The organism is Streptomyces sp. NPDC040545, from assembly GCF_055595065.1.
Window position 1 is genome coordinate 109236 of record NZ_JBVIWA010000003.1, and the last position, 15870, is coordinate 125105.

Annotated in this window: 12 protein-coding genes; 4 read left to right on the forward strand and 8 right to left on the reverse strand. The window is 72.7% G+C overall.

Features of this window, described 5'->3' with window-relative positions:
* Positions 1-2 precede the first annotated feature (2 nt).
* The 4 genes from ACZ573_RS08540 to ACZ573_RS08555 all read right to left on the reverse strand — a co-directional run bounded on the left by ACZ573_RS08540 (position 3) and on the right by ACZ573_RS08555 (position 5204).
* Positions 3-2882 (reverse strand): TIM-barrel domain-containing protein, encoded by a 2880-nt coding sequence (locus tag ACZ573_RS08540; protein WP_471300915.1) that lies wholly within the window; start codon positions 2880-2882, stop codon positions 3-5.
* A gap of 176 nt (positions 2883-3058) precedes the next feature.
* Complete coding sequence (locus ACZ573_RS08545) at positions 3059-3274, reverse strand: hypothetical protein (RefSeq protein ID WP_471300918.1); 216 nt, start codon at positions 3272-3274, stop codon at positions 3059-3061.
* 143 nt (positions 3275-3417) lie between these two features.
* A complete protein-coding gene (locus tag ACZ573_RS08550) occupies positions 3418-4086 on the reverse strand; it encodes a response regulator (RefSeq protein WP_471300921.1) in 669 nt (222 codons plus the stop codon).
* A 17-nt stretch (positions 4087-4103) separates the two neighbouring features.
* Entirely contained in the window at positions 4104-5204 is a 1101-nt protein-coding gene (locus ACZ573_RS08555) for a sensor histidine kinase (protein WP_471300924.1), read from the reverse strand.
* A gap of 359 nt (positions 5205-5563) precedes the next feature.
* On the opposite strand from ACZ573_RS08555, the gene ACZ573_RS08560 reads away from it, so the two are divergent.
* Complete coding sequence (locus tag ACZ573_RS08560; RefSeq protein ID WP_471300927.1) at positions 5564-7768, forward strand: MMPL family transporter; 2205 nt, start codon at positions 5564-5566, stop codon at positions 7766-7768.
* A 103-nt stretch (positions 7769-7871) separates the two neighbouring features.
* Here ACZ573_RS08560 and ACZ573_RS08565 read toward each other — a convergent pair whose 3' ends face one another.
* The 3 genes from ACZ573_RS08565 to ACZ573_RS08575 all read right to left on the reverse strand — a co-directional run bounded on the left by ACZ573_RS08565 (position 7872) and on the right by ACZ573_RS08575 (position 11893).
* Entirely contained in the window at positions 7872-9665 is a 1794-nt protein-coding gene (locus ACZ573_RS08565; protein ID WP_471300930.1) for an ABC transporter permease/substrate binding protein, read from the reverse strand.
* Entirely contained in the window at positions 9665-10726 is a 1062-nt protein-coding gene (locus ACZ573_RS08570) for a quaternary amine ABC transporter ATP-binding protein (RefSeq protein ID WP_471300933.1), read from the reverse strand. The genes ACZ573_RS08565 and ACZ573_RS08570 overlap by 1 nt, the downstream gene beginning before the upstream one ends.
* A gap of 366 nt (positions 10727-11092) precedes the next feature.
* Positions 11093-11893 carry a GntR family transcriptional regulator gene (locus tag ACZ573_RS08575; RefSeq protein WP_471300936.1) on the reverse strand — a complete coding sequence of 267 codons (801 nt, stop codon included), beginning with the start codon at positions 11891-11893 and terminating at the stop codon, positions 11093-11095.
* Between the two features lie 181 nt (positions 11894-12074).
* Between ACZ573_RS08575 and ACZ573_RS08580 the strand changes: the two genes are divergently transcribed.
* From ACZ573_RS08580 to ACZ573_RS08590, 3 genes are all read left to right on the forward strand, one after another.
* Positions 12075-12593 (forward strand): MarR family winged helix-turn-helix transcriptional regulator, encoded by a 519-nt coding sequence (locus ACZ573_RS08580; protein WP_471300939.1) that lies wholly within the window; start codon positions 12075-12077, stop codon positions 12591-12593.
* A 170-nt stretch (positions 12594-12763) separates the two neighbouring features.
* Positions 12764-13252, forward strand: a complete 489-nt coding sequence (locus tag ACZ573_RS08585; RefSeq protein WP_471300942.1) for a hypothetical protein — start codon at positions 12764-12766, stop codon at positions 13250-13252.
* 89 nt (positions 13253-13341) lie between these two features.
* Complete coding sequence (locus ACZ573_RS08590; RefSeq protein ID WP_471300945.1) at positions 13342-14208, forward strand: NmrA family NAD(P)-binding protein; 867 nt, start codon at positions 13342-13344, stop codon at positions 14206-14208.
* Here the strand turns inward: ACZ573_RS08590 and ACZ573_RS08595 are convergent.
* Complete coding sequence (locus ACZ573_RS08595; RefSeq protein ID WP_471300948.1) at positions 14205-15773, reverse strand: IucA/IucC family protein; 1569 nt, start codon at positions 15771-15773, stop codon at positions 14205-14207. The genes ACZ573_RS08590 and ACZ573_RS08595 overlap by 4 nt on opposite strands.
* Positions 15774-15870 lie beyond the last annotated feature (97 nt).

The window sequence follows — 15870 nt, forward strand, 5'->3', positions numbered from 1 at the left end:
GGTCAGGGGGCGGGGCGGCCGGTGAGGGTGATCTCGGCGGCGCTGGTCCAGGGGCCGCGGCCGCCCGCCTCGGTCAGTGCTTTCAGGCGGAGGTAGCGGCCGCTCTTCGGGGCGAGGGCCGCGGTCTTGGCGGCCGCGGTGTCGGCGAAGGTACCGCTCGCCACGGGTGGCCCCCAGTCGGCGGTGGTGTCGGAGAGGTAGACCTCGTAGCCGCCGATCCGGCCGTTGACGCCGCCGTCCTGGCGGGGCAGGTAGCCGAGGCCGTCCACCGCGTAGCGGGCACCGAGGTCGATCTGGATCTCGTGCGGGAGCGGGGCGGGCTTCGCCGAGGACCAGGCCGAGTGCCACAGGGTCGCCGGATTCCCGTCGAAGGCGCGCACGGCCGCGCCGTTCTCGGCGGCGGTCTCCTGGCTGTCGGCGTGGACCAGGGTCCAGGCCGACCGGTCGATCGGGGCGGACGAGGGCAGGGCGGCCGCCGCGGGGACGCTGGTGCCGGTGGCCGAGACGCTGAACGCGCGTGCCGTGCCGGGCGACTTGATCCACAGGATTCCGGAGCGGTCCGCCGGGTCGAAGTACCAGCCGGACGCGGCGGAGTCGTAGGCGGCCTTGGAGGCCAGGCCCGGAACGGGGCTCCCGTCCAGGGTGACGGTGGCGGGTGCGGTGGCCACGTGCAGGGTGAACTCGTAGCCGCGGGAGGCCGGTTTCCCGGTGTAGTCGCCGGTGGGGGCGCCCACGGAGACGGTGACCGTGCCGGAGCCGGCCGTCGGGGCGGTGACGTCGACCCGCTGGCGGGCGTAGGCGCCGGACCGGTACGCGCGGGTGCGGCCGTCGTCCTCGTAGAGGCTGAAGGAGGAGGTGCCGCGCGGGTGGATGTCGTAGGTGAGGGTGGAGACCGGCTTCTCGCCGCTGTGGTTCATCTGCGGCCACATGGGTACGACGGCGCCGCCCTTGGCGAAGAGCGGCAGGGTGTCGAGCGGTGCCTGGTAGCCGTTCAGCCACCCCGGGCCCGCGTACGTGCGGCCCGTCCAGTAGTCGGTCCAGGTCCCGGCGGGGAGGTAGATGCCGTCGCGGACCGAGGTGTCGGAGACGACGGGCGCGACGAGGAGGGAGTCACCGGCCATGAACTGGCCGCTGGTGAGGTTGCCGCGGGCCACCGGGTCGTCGGGGTACTCCAGGACCATGGCGCGGGTGCTGGGTACGCCGCTCTCGTGGGCGACGCGGCTCATCGTGTACAGGTACGGCATCAACCGCATCTTGAGCTGCAGGTACTTGCGGTTGACGGACAGGTACGGCTCGGCGAACCGCCAGGGCTGCTTGTCCTGGTAGCCGGCGGACGGGCCGGTCGCGCCCCAGCCGGACATCGTCATGAAGGCCGGGGTGAAGGCCTTCCACTGGAGGTCCCGGGTGTACGTCTGCGGGCTGCCGCCGAAGATGCCGTCGATGTCGCCGGCCGCGTAGTTGAGCCCGGAGAGACCCGCTCCGGTGATGGCGGGGACGTGCCAGCGCATGTCCTCCCAGGTGCCGTACGTGTCGCCGGTCCAGACGACGGCGTTGCGCTGGGTGCCCGCCCAGCCGTCGACGGTCCAGACGAAGCGGCGGGCGTCGGAATACTTCTCGATCCCGTCCACGGCCTGCCGTACGCCGTCGAAGGCGTATTTGTAGCCGCTGCCGATCCAGGCCACGTCGGTCTTCACGCCCCGGCTGCCGGCCGTGCCCACCTCGTCGGCGATGGAGCCGAGGCCGGTGGAGGTCCACAGGCCCGTCTGGAAGCCCTTGGCCTTGAGGGCGTCCACCGTCGCCTTGAGGGGCGCGGTGTAGCCGCAGCCGTAGCCGTCGTTCGGCAGGAACCAGCCCGAGGGCATGTCGGCGGCCCGGGCGTCGGCGGCGTACCCGACGACGTCGGGGGTGGTCTGGTGGCGGAGCCGGTCGTGATCGCCCTGGTAGTCGGGGTTGGAGGCGTTGAAGCAGTCGGCGTTGCCGAGCTCGAAACCCCACATCGGCGCCATGAACGGCTTCCCGCTGACGTCGGTGTACGCGCCCAGCACGGACTTGAGGGAGTCGCCGGTGAAGTACCAGGCGTCGAAGCGCTTCTCGTCGTGGGTGAGGGTGGTGGGCGCGCCGAAGGCGTAGGAGCCCGGGGCCCAGGTGTTGCGCATGACGCCGTAGCCGTTGGTGGACATGTAGAAGGGGGCGGGGCTGGCGTTGTCGTTCTCGCGCCACTTGTTGTCGACGGCGATCGGTACGGTCTTGCCGCGCAGCGCCCACTCGCCCAGGCGCAGGCCGGTGCCGTAGAACTGCTCGTCGGCGCCGCGGGCCAGGTACTGGGTGGTCCGGTTGCCGGTCCAGCTGGTGGGCCGGGTCTCCTGCCAGACGGGGGTGGAGTTGTCGGCGCGGTAGACGGAGAACTGGAGGGGCTTCTTGTTGACCCGGATGGAGAGGGATCCGGTGGTGATCCGGTAGTAGGCGCCCGCGTCCGAGGAACTCGTGGTCACCGGACCGAAGTCGGTGGTGGGCGCGAGGTCGGTGCCGGCCGGGTCGTCGGTGAAGGATCCGTCGGGTGAGAGCCAGAGGCGGAAGATGTCGGCGCGGGCGACCACCACGCGGGCCTTGGCTCCACCGGAGGCCGTGACGGTGAAGGTGTTCCCGGACCGGGTGAAACCGGTGACGTCGCCCGCCGTCACCGTGGCTCCGGCGGGGGCGGCAGGGGTGGCCGAGGCGGGTAAGGCGACCGGTCCGGCGGCGGCCAGACCCGCCACGGCGAGGGCGGCGGCGAGCAGGGCGACGGCCGGGGTGCGCCGCCCGGGCCGCCGCCGCGCCCTGTGGACCCGGTTCCCTGACGGGCCTTGCCGACCCTGGCTCCTGCGGATGCTGGGCAGTCTCATGGGGCAGCTCCTCGTGCGGTCCGGGACACGGACACAGCTCCTTGGCATGCTCCCGGCAAGATAGCGCTCCGGCGGCCATCGGTGAAAGATGGTGCTCGAAGCCGACTCCCCTCGCGCATCTTTGAGCATCCATCAGGCGGCGATACGGCCTGGATGGAGTGCGGGGCAGGCCTTGACTAGGCCTGCGGTGGGTCGACGGCCAGGACCGGTGGGGCCGGGGAGGACCAGCGGTGGCCGCAGGGGTCGAAGACCAGGATCACCGGCCGCCCCGGGCGCTGGCGCCAGGAGATGCGTTCCGGTGCGTCCGCGCACACCGGACAGCAGGGCAGCGGGCGGGGGTCCGGCAGGCACTCGGGGGCGGCCGTGAGCGGCGTGGCGTGCTGATCGCGCATGAAGGCTCCCTCGTCGTGCGGTTGGGCTGATCGCACTGTGCCATGGACGGGCCCGTGTGCGCATGGGCGTATCGTCCAGTGTTCTGGCTGGTCAGAGGTGCGGTCAGCAGGAGGAATCCGGTCCTCTTGGGGGCACTTGGTGATCAACCGCTCGCGCTGCCGGCCTCCACCAGGCCCGATTCGTACGCCGCGATCACCGCTTGCGCCCGGTCGCGGACGCCCAGCTTGCCGAAGATGCCGGTGATGTGGTTTTTGACCGTGGAGATGCTGATGTCCAGGTCCGCGGCGATCTCGGCGTTGCCCCGGCCGGTGGCCAGGAGCCGCCAGATCTCCAGCTCGCGCGGGGTGAGTTCGAGGGGGGTCTCGGCCGCCCACGACCGCGGCCGCGCGGGGGTCCGTACGTAGGCGGAGAGGAGCCGGCTGAGCAGCCGCGGCGCGACGGCCGCCTCGCCGGTGTGGACGATGCGGACCGCGGCGATCAGCTCCTCCGGGGAGATGTCCTTGGGCAGGAAGCCGTACGCGCCGGCGCGCAGGGCGGCGACCACGTACTCGTCCATGTCGAAGGTGCTGAGCGCCAGGACGCGGGTCTCGGGGAGCGTGCGCGCGAGTTCCCCGGTGGCCTTGACGCCGTCCATGACCGGCATCCGGATGTCCATGACGACCACGTCGGGCCGTACCTCGTGGGCGAGGGCCACGGCCCGGGCTCCGTCCTCGGCCTCTCCCACGACCTCGAACTCCGGGTCGGGGCCCAGGATCAGGGCCAGGCCGCGCCGGACCAGCGGCTGGTCGTCGGCGATGAGTACTCGGATCATCCGTGCGGTTCCTCTCTTCAGGCGGGATCTTGGACCGGGAGAGGGATCCGGGCCGCCACCCGGAATCCGCCACCGGCGAGGGCGGCGGCCTCCAGGGTTCCGCCCTGCAGGGCGACCCGCTCGTGCATACCGATCAGACCGTACCCGGAGCGCGCCGTGGGGCGTGCGGGCGGTGCCTGCGCTCCCGCTCCGTCGTCACGCACCTCCACGCCCACCTCGTCCCCGTGGTACGTGAGCCGTACGTGGGCCCGCGCCTTGCCCGCGTGCTTGCGGGTGTTGGTCAGGGCCTCCTGGACGATCCGGAAGACGGTGAGGCCCACGGTCGGCGGGAGCGGGCGGACCGGCCCGTCGACGGTGAACTCGGTCTCCGTTCCGGCCAGCCGGGACTCGGTGATGATCCGGCCGAGATCGTCCGCCCCGGGCTGCGGCGCCGGCGGGGTCTGTTCCGGTTCCTCCCCGGCCCGTAGCACGTCGAGAAGTTGGCGCATCTCGCGCAGCGCCATCCGCCCGGAGTCCTCCAGGGTGACCAGCGCCTCCCGGGACACCTCGGGGTCGTACGCCAGGTTGGCCCGTGCCCCGCCGGCCATCAGCTGCATGGTGGTGATGTGGTGGGCGACGATGTCGTGCAGTTCGCGCGCGATCCGGCGGCGCTCCTCGGCCACCGCCCGGTCGGCGAGCCGCGTCCGCTGGGCCTCGGCCTCCCGTTGCCGGCGGTTGACCACCACGGCCGCGGTGACGGTGATGAGGGCGGCCACCGCGTTTCCGGCCAGACCCCACCAGCCGTAGGGCAGCGGCCAGCCGCTCTGGCCCGCGGAGACGAGCGGGACCGTCGCGACCACCGTCACCGCGACCACGGCGGGGCGGCTCACCCTGGCCACCGAGTAGAGGGCGACCGTGAGGCTGAGGGTGAAGTGCGGGGACAGCGGTGCGGCCACGTTCAGCAGGGCGCCCAGGGCCAGTACGGCGCCGAGGACCGGCAGGGGGTGGTCGCGCCGGGCGAGCAGGGTCATCGCCGAGACGACCAGCAGGGCGGCCGTGGTGACGCCGAGGGACCCGCCCTCGGTCAGGGTTGCCAGGGAGAAGCCGACGAGGTCGGTGGCTCCGGCCGCTATCGCCACGAGCGCGTCGTTGCGCGTCCACGGCCCCCGCTCGCCGCCCCTGTCCGCTCCCGCGGCCGCAGTCGTAGCCGTAGTCGTAGCCGAATGCGTCGCCGTGCCCGTACGCGTACCCGCGCCCATGCCCACCCCCATGCCGCCCGTCCTGTCCCCCGGTGATCCATTCTGGCACCGGGCGCCGCCCGTGCCACCCGACCACGGTCGGGGCCCGTACCAGGACCGGAGTCCTGGTCGGCGCGGACGGCCGGACCCTGGTCCCGGGGTGCGGATCCTCCCCCGACCCGACGTTTCGCCCGTTCCCCCCTGATGGTCTGGGGTCAGGCCGGGAACCCCCGGCCGGCACCGCACAGACCGGAGGAAATGTGATCCGCGCCCTGACCGGATTCTCGACGAGAAGTCCCTGGAAGGTGATCGCCCTGTGGGCGGTCCTGGGATTGGCGGCGACCGTCCTGGGCCAGGCGTTCGTCTTCCGCGCCGTCCAGACCGGCAACGCCGGGTTCCTTCCCGCGCAGTACGACTCGGCGGCCGCTCTGAAGATCGCCGAGGAGCGGTTCGGGGCGAAGCCGGACGCCAACCTCCTGACCGTGCTGGTGGCCCGGTCGGACGGGGCGCCGCTCACCGCCTCCGACGAGCAGCGCATCGACGCGCAGGCCGAGCGGTTGTCCCGCAAGCGCATCGTCATGCCGAGGACCGAGGAGACGATGCCGCTCGCACAGGACCACTCTCAGGTCCCCCGGGTCAGCCCGGCCATGACGGCGCCCGACCGCTCCTTCCGGCTGCTGTCCGTCGAACTGACGGGGAACCCCGCCGATCGCGGGGTTCAGGACACCTACCGGGCTTTCCGGGAGTCGGCCCGGGACGCGCTGGCGGAAGACGGCCTGCGCACCGGCTTCACCGGCGGGATCGCCGACCGGGTGGACACGACGGACGCGGAGAAGACCCGTTCGACGGTCGTCGGCATCGCGATGCTCGCGGTCATCCTCCTGTTGCACGTCCTCGTCTTCCGCAGCGCCCTGGCGGCCCTGCTGCCCCTGCTCGCGGTCAGCGTCATCGGGGGCGCCGCGGCGGGCGCGGTGGTCGGCGCCGCGCTGCTGACCGGGATCGGGCTGTCCGAATCCACACCGAGCCTGATCAGTGTGGTTCTGATGGGCATCGGTATCGACTACTTCCTGTTCCTTCTCTTCCGCTTCCGGGAGCAACTGCGCGAACACCCCGAGCAGTCCGGGCGTGAAGCGGCCGCCCACGTCGCCGGCCGGGTGGGTACGGCCATCACCTCCGCGGCCCTGACCATCGTCGCCGCCTTCGCCACGCTCGGGGTCGCCTCCTTCGGCCAGTTCCGGGTCCTCGGACCGGCCATCGCGCTGTCCGTGCTGGTGATGCTGCTGGGCAGCCTGACCCTGATGCCGGCCCTGCTGGCGGTCACCGGCCGCAAGATGTTCTGGCCTTCCCGCGCCCTGAGGCGCGAGCCCCGGCCCGGGTCCGCCGCGCGGATGGGCGACCGGGTGGCGCGCCGCCCGTTCGTGCTGGTCCTGGCCTCGGTGGCGCTGCTCGGCACGCTGGCCGCCGGGGTCGTGGGGATGCGCATGGACTACGGGCAGGGCGGTGGGGGCGGCGAGCGCACCGCCGCCGTGGCCACCGCGGCCGAGATATCCCGCGCCCTGCCGGCCGGGGTGTCGGATCCGACCAGCGTCTTCGTGACCGCTTCCGACGGCTCCGCCCTGACCGCCGAACGCCTCGGCGGGCTGTCCAGGGCGCTCGCCGGGGTCGGCGGGGTGGGCCAGGTCGCGGACACGGTGCTCAGCGAGGACCGGCGGGCGGCGCGGATCGATCTGTTCCTCACCTCCGACCCGCAGCGGCAGGAGGCGCGTGACCTGGTGACGGGTCCGGTCCGGGCCACGGCCCTGGCTCAGGCTCCCGAAGGTACGCAGGCGTACGTGGGCGGCACCGCGGCGGTCTTCGCCGACATCGCGACGGCGGTGGACAAGGACCTGCGGGTGGTCTTCCCGGTGGCGGCGGCGCTCATCGCTCTGATCCTGCTCGCCCTGCTGCGCAGCCTGCTGGCACCGGTGATCCTGCTGGCCTCGGTCGGGCTCGGCTTCGCCGCCACCCTCGGTGCATCGACGCTGGTGTTCCAGCACGCGCTGGACCGGCCCGGGGTGGACTTCACCCTGCCGCTCGTGCTGTTCCTGTTCGTGGTCGCGCTGGGCACCGACTACAACATCCTGATGAGCGACCGGATCCGGGAGGAGATGGCCCGGCCCGGTCCGGCCCGCGCCGCGGTGGGCCGCGCCGTGCGCCATACGGCACCCGCCATCGCCACGGCGGGCCTGGTGCTGGCCGCCTCCTTCGGGAGTCTGGCCGTCACTCCCGCCCCGTCCACCCAGCAGATCGGTTTCGCGACGGCCCTCGGGATCATGCTGTCCGCGTTCGTCCTGTCGATCGTGCTGGTGCCCGCGCTGGCCACCCTCCTGGGCCGGTCCATGTGGTGGCCGGTGCGCCCGCGCCGCCGCACGCGGGACACCGACCCGGACCCGCGGCGGACCCCGGACCGGGTGCTGGTCGGCTGAGCCGCGCCGCACATACGGAAGGCGCCGCCGCGCGCAGGACCGTACGACGGTACGGGTCCTGCGCGCGGCGGCGCCTTCGTGAAGAGGCGGCCCGGGCTTTGGCCTACGCGAGCCGGTCGATCTCGGGGTGGTCCTGCAGCCAGGCGCGGACCGCCTGCTGTTCCTTGCCCTTCCCGGTCTCCTGGATCTTCGCTTCCAGGCCGGTCAGCTGCTCCTCGGTGAGCTTGAAGGACTTCAGCCACTCGGCGACCTTCGGCTCGTCCTCCGCGAAGCCCTTGCGGGCCACGGTGTGGATACCGTCGCCCTTGCCCCAGGCTCCCTCGGGGTCCTCGAGCTTGGTCAGCTCGTAGGAGGAGTACGCCCAGTGCGGGGACCAGAGCACGACCGCGACGGGCTCCTTCTTCTCGTAGGCCCGCTTCAGCTCGGCGAGCATGCCGGGCGTGGAGCCGTCGACGACCTTGTACTCGCCGTCGAGGCCGTACTCCTTCAGGACCTTGTCCTTGAGGATCGACATCTCGCCGGCGCTCGGCTCGATGCCGATGATCCGGCCCTTGAACTGGTCCGCCTTGCCCTTGAGGTCGGCGAGCGAGCGCACGTCCTTCACGTAGGAGGGCACGGACAGCTCCAGCGAGGTGGGGCTGTACCAGGAGCCGAGGTCCTCCAGCTTGTTCCCGTACTTCTCCCAGTACTTGGAGTGGGTGACGGGCAGCCAGGCGTCGGTCTGGAAGTCGAGCTGGCCGCCGGCCAGGCCGGTGTACAGCGCTCCGGCCTCCAGCTGGCGGGCGTCGACCTTGTAGCCGCGGCGCTCCAGGAGCTCCTTCCACAGGAAGGTGGAGGCGATGCCGTCGTCCCACGGGATGTAGCCGACGGAGAGGGTGCGGCCCTTGCCGATGTTCGCGGCCCCGGCCGGGCCCTCCTCGGCTGCGGAGCCGCCGAAGGTGTTCAGGCCGCCCGCGACGAGCGCCAGGACCACGGCGCCGCCGATCGCGTACGCGGGCTGGGGGCGGTGGTTCCACAGCTTGGCGGCACCCGTCGCGGCGGCCCGCGCCTTGGCGAGCGTACGGCGGCCGATCGGGGAGACCTGGCGGCCGAGCGCGCCGGTCATCCGGTCCAGGTACATGGCGAGGATGACGATGGAGACGCCCGCCTCGAAACCGAGGCCGATGTCGACGTTGCCTATGGCCTTGTAGACGGCGCCGCCGAGTCCGCCGCCGCCGACCATGCCGGCGATGACGACCATGGACAGGCCCAGCATGATGACCTGGTTGATGCCCGCCATGACGGTGGGCAGGGCCAGCGGGAGCTGGACGCGTAGGAGGGTGTCGCGCGGGCCGGTGCCGAAGGCCTCGGCGGCCTCGACCAGTTCCCCGTCGACCTGGCGGATGCCGAGCTCGGTCATCCGCACGCCCGGAGGCAGCGAGAAGATGATGGTCGCGATGATGCCGGGCACCACGCCGACCCCGAAGAAAATGATGCCGGGGATCAGGTAGACCATGGCCGGCATGGTCTGCATGAAGTCCAGGACCGGCCGCAAGAGGGCGCTGACCCGGTCGGATCTGGAGGCCCAGATGCCGAGCGGGATCGCGAACGCCAGGGTGACGAGGGTGGCGACCAGGACCAGGGACAGGGTGGACATGGCGTCCTCCCACAGGCCGAGGGAGTCGACCAGCGCGAAGCCCGCGAAGGCGAGCAGGCCGGCCAGCAGACCGCGCAGCCACCAGGCGGCGACGGCCAGGATGCCCGCGAACAGCAGCGGGGCGGGGGCGGAGAGGACGGCGTCGATGCCGTCGTAGAGGCCGGTGACGAGAGCGCTGATGGCCTCGAACAGCCAGGAGAGACGGCTCTGGAGGAAGTCGACTCCGCTGTCGACCCAGGCGCCGAGGTGCAGGCGGGGCATCAGGCGGCCACCTCCGCGCAGTACATCGGAGGCCGCTGTTCGTCGCCGATGAACGCGATGAGGCGGTCCTGGGGTACGGAGCCGATGACGGAGCCGTCCGCGCCGGTGACGGCGACCGCGTGCGGGACGCGGGCGCTGACGGCGCACAGGTCGGCGAGCGGGGTCCCGGCGGTGACGGTGGGGCAGTCGCAGGCGTCGGCGGCCGGCTCCGGATCGTCCATGACGGCGTCGGCCGTCAGGACCCGGGAGCGGTCCACGTCCTGGATGAAGGAGGCGACGTAGTCGTCCGCGGGACGGGTGAGGATGTCCTCGGCGGTGCCCTGCTGGACGATGCGGCCGTCGCGCATGACGGCGATGCCGTCGCCGAGGCGCATGGCCTCGTTGAGGTCGTGGGTGATGAAGACGATGGTCTTCTTCAGGCGCTTCTGGAGCTCCAGCAGCTGGTCCTGCATGTCGCGGCGGATCAGCGGGTCCAGCGCGCTGAAGGACTCGTCCATCAGCAGGAGGTCGGCGTCGGTGGCCAGGGCCCGGGCGAGGCCGACCCGCTGCTGCATACCGCCGGAGAGCTCGTCGGGCCAGGACTGCTCCCAGCCTTCCAGTCCGCACAGGGCAAGGGCCTCGGCGGCGCGCCGCTCGCGCTCGGGGCGGGGCACGCCCTGCACCTCGAGCCCGTAGCCGGCGTTCTCCAGCACGTTGCGGTGCGGGAACAGCGCGAAGTGCTGGAAGACCATGGAGATCTTCGTGGACCGTACGTGGCGCAGCTCACTCGCGCTCAGCGCGGTGAGGTCCTGGCCGCCGAAAAGGATGCGTCCCGCGGTGGGTTCCAGCAGGCCGTTCAGCATGCGCAGCAGAGTGGACTTGCCCGATCCCGACAGACCCATGACGACGAAGATCTGGCCGGGCCGGACGTCGAAGGAGGCGTCGATCACGGCAGCGGTGGTCCCGTCGGCGCGCAACTCGTCGCGACCGGCGCCGCTTTCGAGCGCGCGGACGGCGGCAGCGCTGTCGGCGGGACACCTCCCGAACACCTTGTAGACGTGCTCGGCCTGGAGCGTGGACACATACACCTCACGGGTCGTACCAAGTACGGCGCGCGCCGGCGGACCGGCGGGCCGTGGAGCGGGACGGGATCTGCCCGTGTGCGCCGTGTCCTGCGACCCGATGGGCCGGAGGACATGGTTCCGCTCCAGCAGCGCCGATGCCCTGCATTCACCTGCGCAAACGCCGGGGTGACCCTCCTCACTTACGGGGCACGAGGGCCCCGCGGGCGGATCCGCGCACATGGGCGGGAGGTCGCCCAGGGCCGCGGTCGGGTACGCCCTCCCCCGGGAGGGGCGTTGGGGCGGCGGCCCGGCGGCCGGTCCGGCCGCCGGGCCCGGTGCGCCGCCGCCCGCGCTGTGGCCGAGGCCACAGCGCAGGCCCGGCCGTTACGTGATGCGGAAACCGGTGGTCGCGTGGTCGCGGCGGTCGCGGTGGAAGGTGAGGCGGTCCCAGGTGGGAAAGGCCAGGTCGGTGACGGCCAGCAGTCGGCCGGAGCTGTCGTGCAGGGTGCGGCGCACGGTCAGGCCGCAGGCCGGGACGGTGGACTGCGGGTGGGTGACGCGGGTCATGGTGAGGGTCTCGGCGACCCGGCCCACGGCGGCGGCGCGGTCGAGCCAGCGGTGCAGGGGGGTCAGGTCCTGCTCGCGGACGGTCGTCGCCGCCGCCGTCCGGGGCCGGAGGGCCGCCAGCTCAGGACTGCGCGCGACGGCTCCGGGGCTGAAGTAGGTGACGGCGTCCCGCAGGGTCTCACCGGCCGGGCCGCGTTCGCGGTGGTGATGGACCAGGGTGCGATCTCCGCCGGCCATGCCGAGGAGCGTGCCGAGCGAGGGCGGGACGGTGACGAAGGTGACCCAGCTCCGGGCCGGCGCACGTCCGGCGGAGGGGGCCGCGGCCGGGACGACGGAGACGGTGGCGAGGGTGGGAACGGCTGCGAGAGTGGGGACGGCGGGGACTGCGGGGCGGGTGCCGCGGCGGCCGGTGACGACGAGGCCGTCCTCGCGCAGGTACTGGAGGGCAGCCCTGATGGTCTGCCGGTTGACCTGGTAGCGGGCGGCGAGGCTGCGTTCGGACGGCAGCCGGCCGCCCGGAGTGTGCGCGGCGCGGTCGAGATCGCGGCGCAGCGCTGCGGCGATCCGCTGGTACTTGGGCATGGCGGCCTGGCCGCCGCCCCGCGAAGGGGAGGGCATGGCTTCTCCTCTGACGGGTGGTCAAGGACTGCGCGGTCTGCCCGACCAACGTAGCATTGGTCTATACCTTTCTGTGAGGCGGATCGGGCACCCGGCCCGGATTGGCCGATTTCACCCCCACGCTCCCCCCGGGGGTCCGGGCGCCTTGACAAGGGAACTGATTAGCCGCCATATTACTTTCATGACGAGGGACGGCACCGACGGCGAGGCACCCACGCTGGACCAGGCCAGGCGGCAGGTCGAGCACTACGGCCTGGAGGTCGACCCGCAGGCGGTCCTGGTCGCGGTGCGCCTGATCTCGGCAGGTGCGCGGGTCGGCCGGGCGGCCGAGGCGCACTTCGCCCGGTTCGGCCTGTCGACGGGGCGATACCGCCTGCTCGCGGACCTCGAGGACCACGGCGGGGAGAAGTCTCCCTCACGCCTCGCGGTCGACCTCGGCGTCTCCAGGGCCACGGTCACCGGCCTGCTGGACGGCCTGGAACGCGAAGGACTGATCGCCCGCCGCCCGTCCACGGAGGACGGCCGGGGCACGGTGGCCGTCCTGACCGCGCGCGGGGCGCAGCGCCTGCGCGACATGGCGTCCGAGCATTTCGGGCGGCTGGAGGCGATGGTGGGCGGGCTTTCCGTGGAGGAGCGTGCGGTGTTCCTGGACCTGCTCGCCCGCGTCGTGCGCGGCAGTGTGGCCCTGACGGCGGACTGACCCGACCCACAGCCATATCGGCCCCGCTCTCTGGGCAGGGGCCCTTTTCACGCCGCAATAGTTAGCCGCCTAATTATCTTCGCGGAGCGGGCATTGCGGCTCCGCCACCGCACCGCACGCACCCCTTCGCTTCCCCGACCCGACCCGACCCGACCGAGAAAGAGGCCAGCATGCCCGCGTCACCGAAGCACAGGACCAGCCCGGACCGAACAGCCTCCCGGCCATCCCGGCGGCCCCGGCCGTCTCGGCCGTTCGCCCTGTGGCGCGAGGTCCTGACCGCGTACGCCGCGCCCGCGCTGACAGCCGGTGCCGCCGGAGTCGTCACCGGGCAGCGGGACCTGGCCGTGGCCGCCTGCACCTCCATCGCCGGTACCTCCGCCGTGGTGGCGTTCCTGGTCGGCACCTGGCTGCGGCACGGCGGGCGGCCCCGGCGGTGGACCCTCTCCATGCCGCGCGGCGTCCTGACCGCCGTACTCGTCATCACCGCCGTCGGCGCGGCGGCCCTGCTGGGGTGGTTCACCGCCCAGTGGATACCCACCCACACCCCGGTCCCCGCCACCCCGTGGCTGGAGCGCCTGCGCGTGGACCTGCCCGTCTCCGCGGCGCTCGCCACCACCATCGTCACCCTGCGCTGGCGCAGCAGCACCACCACGGCATAGGCGGCGCGGCGGCATCCGTCGCCGGGCACTCACAGTCGCAGTCACCGTCACCACAGTCACAGTCACAGTCACCAAGGAATGAGCACACGATGATCGTTGTCATGGGAGCGACCGGAGCGACCGGGAACGCCCTGCTCCACAGCCTGGCCGCGGCCGGCACGCCCGTACGCGCACTGACCCGTACCCCGCACCGGCCGGTCCCCGGCGCAGCCGGCGCTCACCGGCCTCCCGTCGAGGTCCGGTACGCCGACGCCACCGACCCCCACTCCCTGCGCACCGCCTTCGAAGGCGCCGGTCAGCTCTTCCTCGCCATGGCCAACGGCCCCGCACAGGTCGAACTCGAAACCCGCGTCATCGACACCGCCGCCGACGCGGGCATCGGACACATCGTCAAGATCTCCGCACCCGCCGCCGAACCCGACTCACCGGTCGCCGTCTCCCGCGGACACCACGCCGTCGAGGAACACCTGCGCGCAGTCGGCGTCACCCACACCGTCCTGCGCCCCTACGCGTTCACGCAGAACCTCCTGCGCCTGGCTCCCACCGTCGCCCAGGGGGTCATCCTCGGCACGACGGGCGACGCGCCCTGCAACTACATCGACTGCCGCGACATCGGCGACGTCGCCGCCGCCGCCCTCACCCGGCCCGACATCGCCGGCGGCACCTACACGCTGACCGGACCCGAAGCCGTCTCCTACCCCGAAGTCTCCTCACGGCTGACCGCCCTGACCGGCCATCGGATCCGCTACGTCGACCTCACCCCGGACGAACTGCGCGAACACCTCATCCGCAACGCCCACATGCCCGCCTGGCTCGCCGACCACGTGACGGAGATCCAGCAGCTCACCGTCACCCGGCCCGAAGCCCCCACCACCACCGTCAGCGACATCCTGGGCCGCCCGCCCCGCACGCTCGACGCCTTCCTCCACGAGCACCGCGCCCACTTCCGCCGCTAGCCTCCGAGCGGGTTCGGCAGGGGCAGGTAGCGGGCGTCCGCGCCGTCCGCCCGTGTCCAGCGCAGCAGCAGGTTGGTCTTGCCGGGCAGGGTTGCGGCGGCCAGCAGTTCCGCGATCTCGGGGAGCCCGCGGGTGGCGTCGTAGCGCAGGAACTCCTCCCGTGCGGCCGGCCACAGCAGCGGCGCGATGTCCGGGTGCCGTCCGGACAGCGCGCCCGCGATCTCCGTGAGGTTGTTGACGACCAGGCAGTAGACCAGGCGCTGCCAGGCATCTGCCCGCGGCAGGTCCGCCGGCAGTTTGACCCCCTCCGCGTCCCGGAAGAGGGCCTGTACCGGCAGGCCGTCCGCGTCGACGGCGACCAGGGTGTTCTGGAGGTGGGCCTCCAGAACGATGCCGTGCCGGGCGAACAGTTCCAGCACCGGCGGCACGACCTGGCGCAGGTACGCCCGCCACCAGCGGACCGGGTCGGCGGTCCCGGCCGGAGGGCTCCCCGGGTAGCCCTCCGCGAGCGCGGCTGCCAGCAGCGGCGTGGCCCCGGGCACGGTGTGCGCGTGCAAGCCGTCGCGGACCAGGACGGCGAGCTCCTCGAAGGCGAAGGCGGCGGTGCGGTAGCCGCGGTCGGGGAGCCAGGCCGCGGCCGCGCCGGTCCGGCGCAGGGCGGCGAAACCGGCCTCGACGGCCGCGTCGGTACGGCGCAGCTTCAGCAGGTCGTGGCGCCACAGCCGGCGCACGTCGTTGGTGATCCGGACGTCGAGGCTGAACTTCACGAAGAGGTCGGCCGCCGCGTCCGGTACGTACAGGGTCCGGATCGAGGCGGTCGGCCAGGCCGGCCGCCGGGTCGCTCCGAGCCGCAGCAGCCGCCCGTCGGCGAAGGCCTCGCGCACCGCGGGCCGCTCGCCGACGAGGTCGAGCTGCCAGGGGTGGGCGGGCAGCAGCCGGTATCCGGCGGGAGCGCGCGGCCCGTCGAGGGCGTCGGCGAGGGCGTCGATCGCGGCGGACGCGGCCGGGCCGCCCTCCTCTACGCTCTGGTCCTCGCGCAGCCCCAGGAAGACCAGCGGGAAACGGGCGTACGCCTCGGGCGCGTACGGCAGCCAGCTCCCGGCCGGCGCCCCGCCGCGGGCCTTGGGGGCGGGGTGGTGGGGGTGGCCCATGACCAGGGACTGCTCGGAGAGGAGGTACGGGTCCGCCGGGGGTTCGGCGGTGACCCGGGCGGCCAGCAGCGCGGCGATCGCGTCGCGGCTGTCGGTGATCTCGACGGGGAGCTCGTCGTTGGGGACACCGGTGAACCGGCCCAGTTCGTCGGAGACGAGTTTGGCCAGTTCGGGGTGGCTGAGCGGGTGCCAGCCGTCCGCCGTGCGCAGTTCGGGGCGTGCGGGCCGGCGCCCGCCGCGCACCCGGAGCAGCCGCCCGCTGCCGCGCAGCCGGTGGACGCGCAGATCTGTTCCCGCGCCCGCGCCGGACCCCGCGGCGGGTTCGGCCGCCTCCCTGAGCAGGCAGTTCAGGAGCGGGGCGGCGGCGTACGCGTCGGCGGCGGCGTTGAGGTCCACTGGTTCCATTCGGTCCATCCGGTGCGCCGGAGGTTCGCAGGGCGTAACCACCAGTCGTGATCTTCAGTATCCGCAATCATTACTTGATCATCCCGTAAAGCGATATTCCGATGCC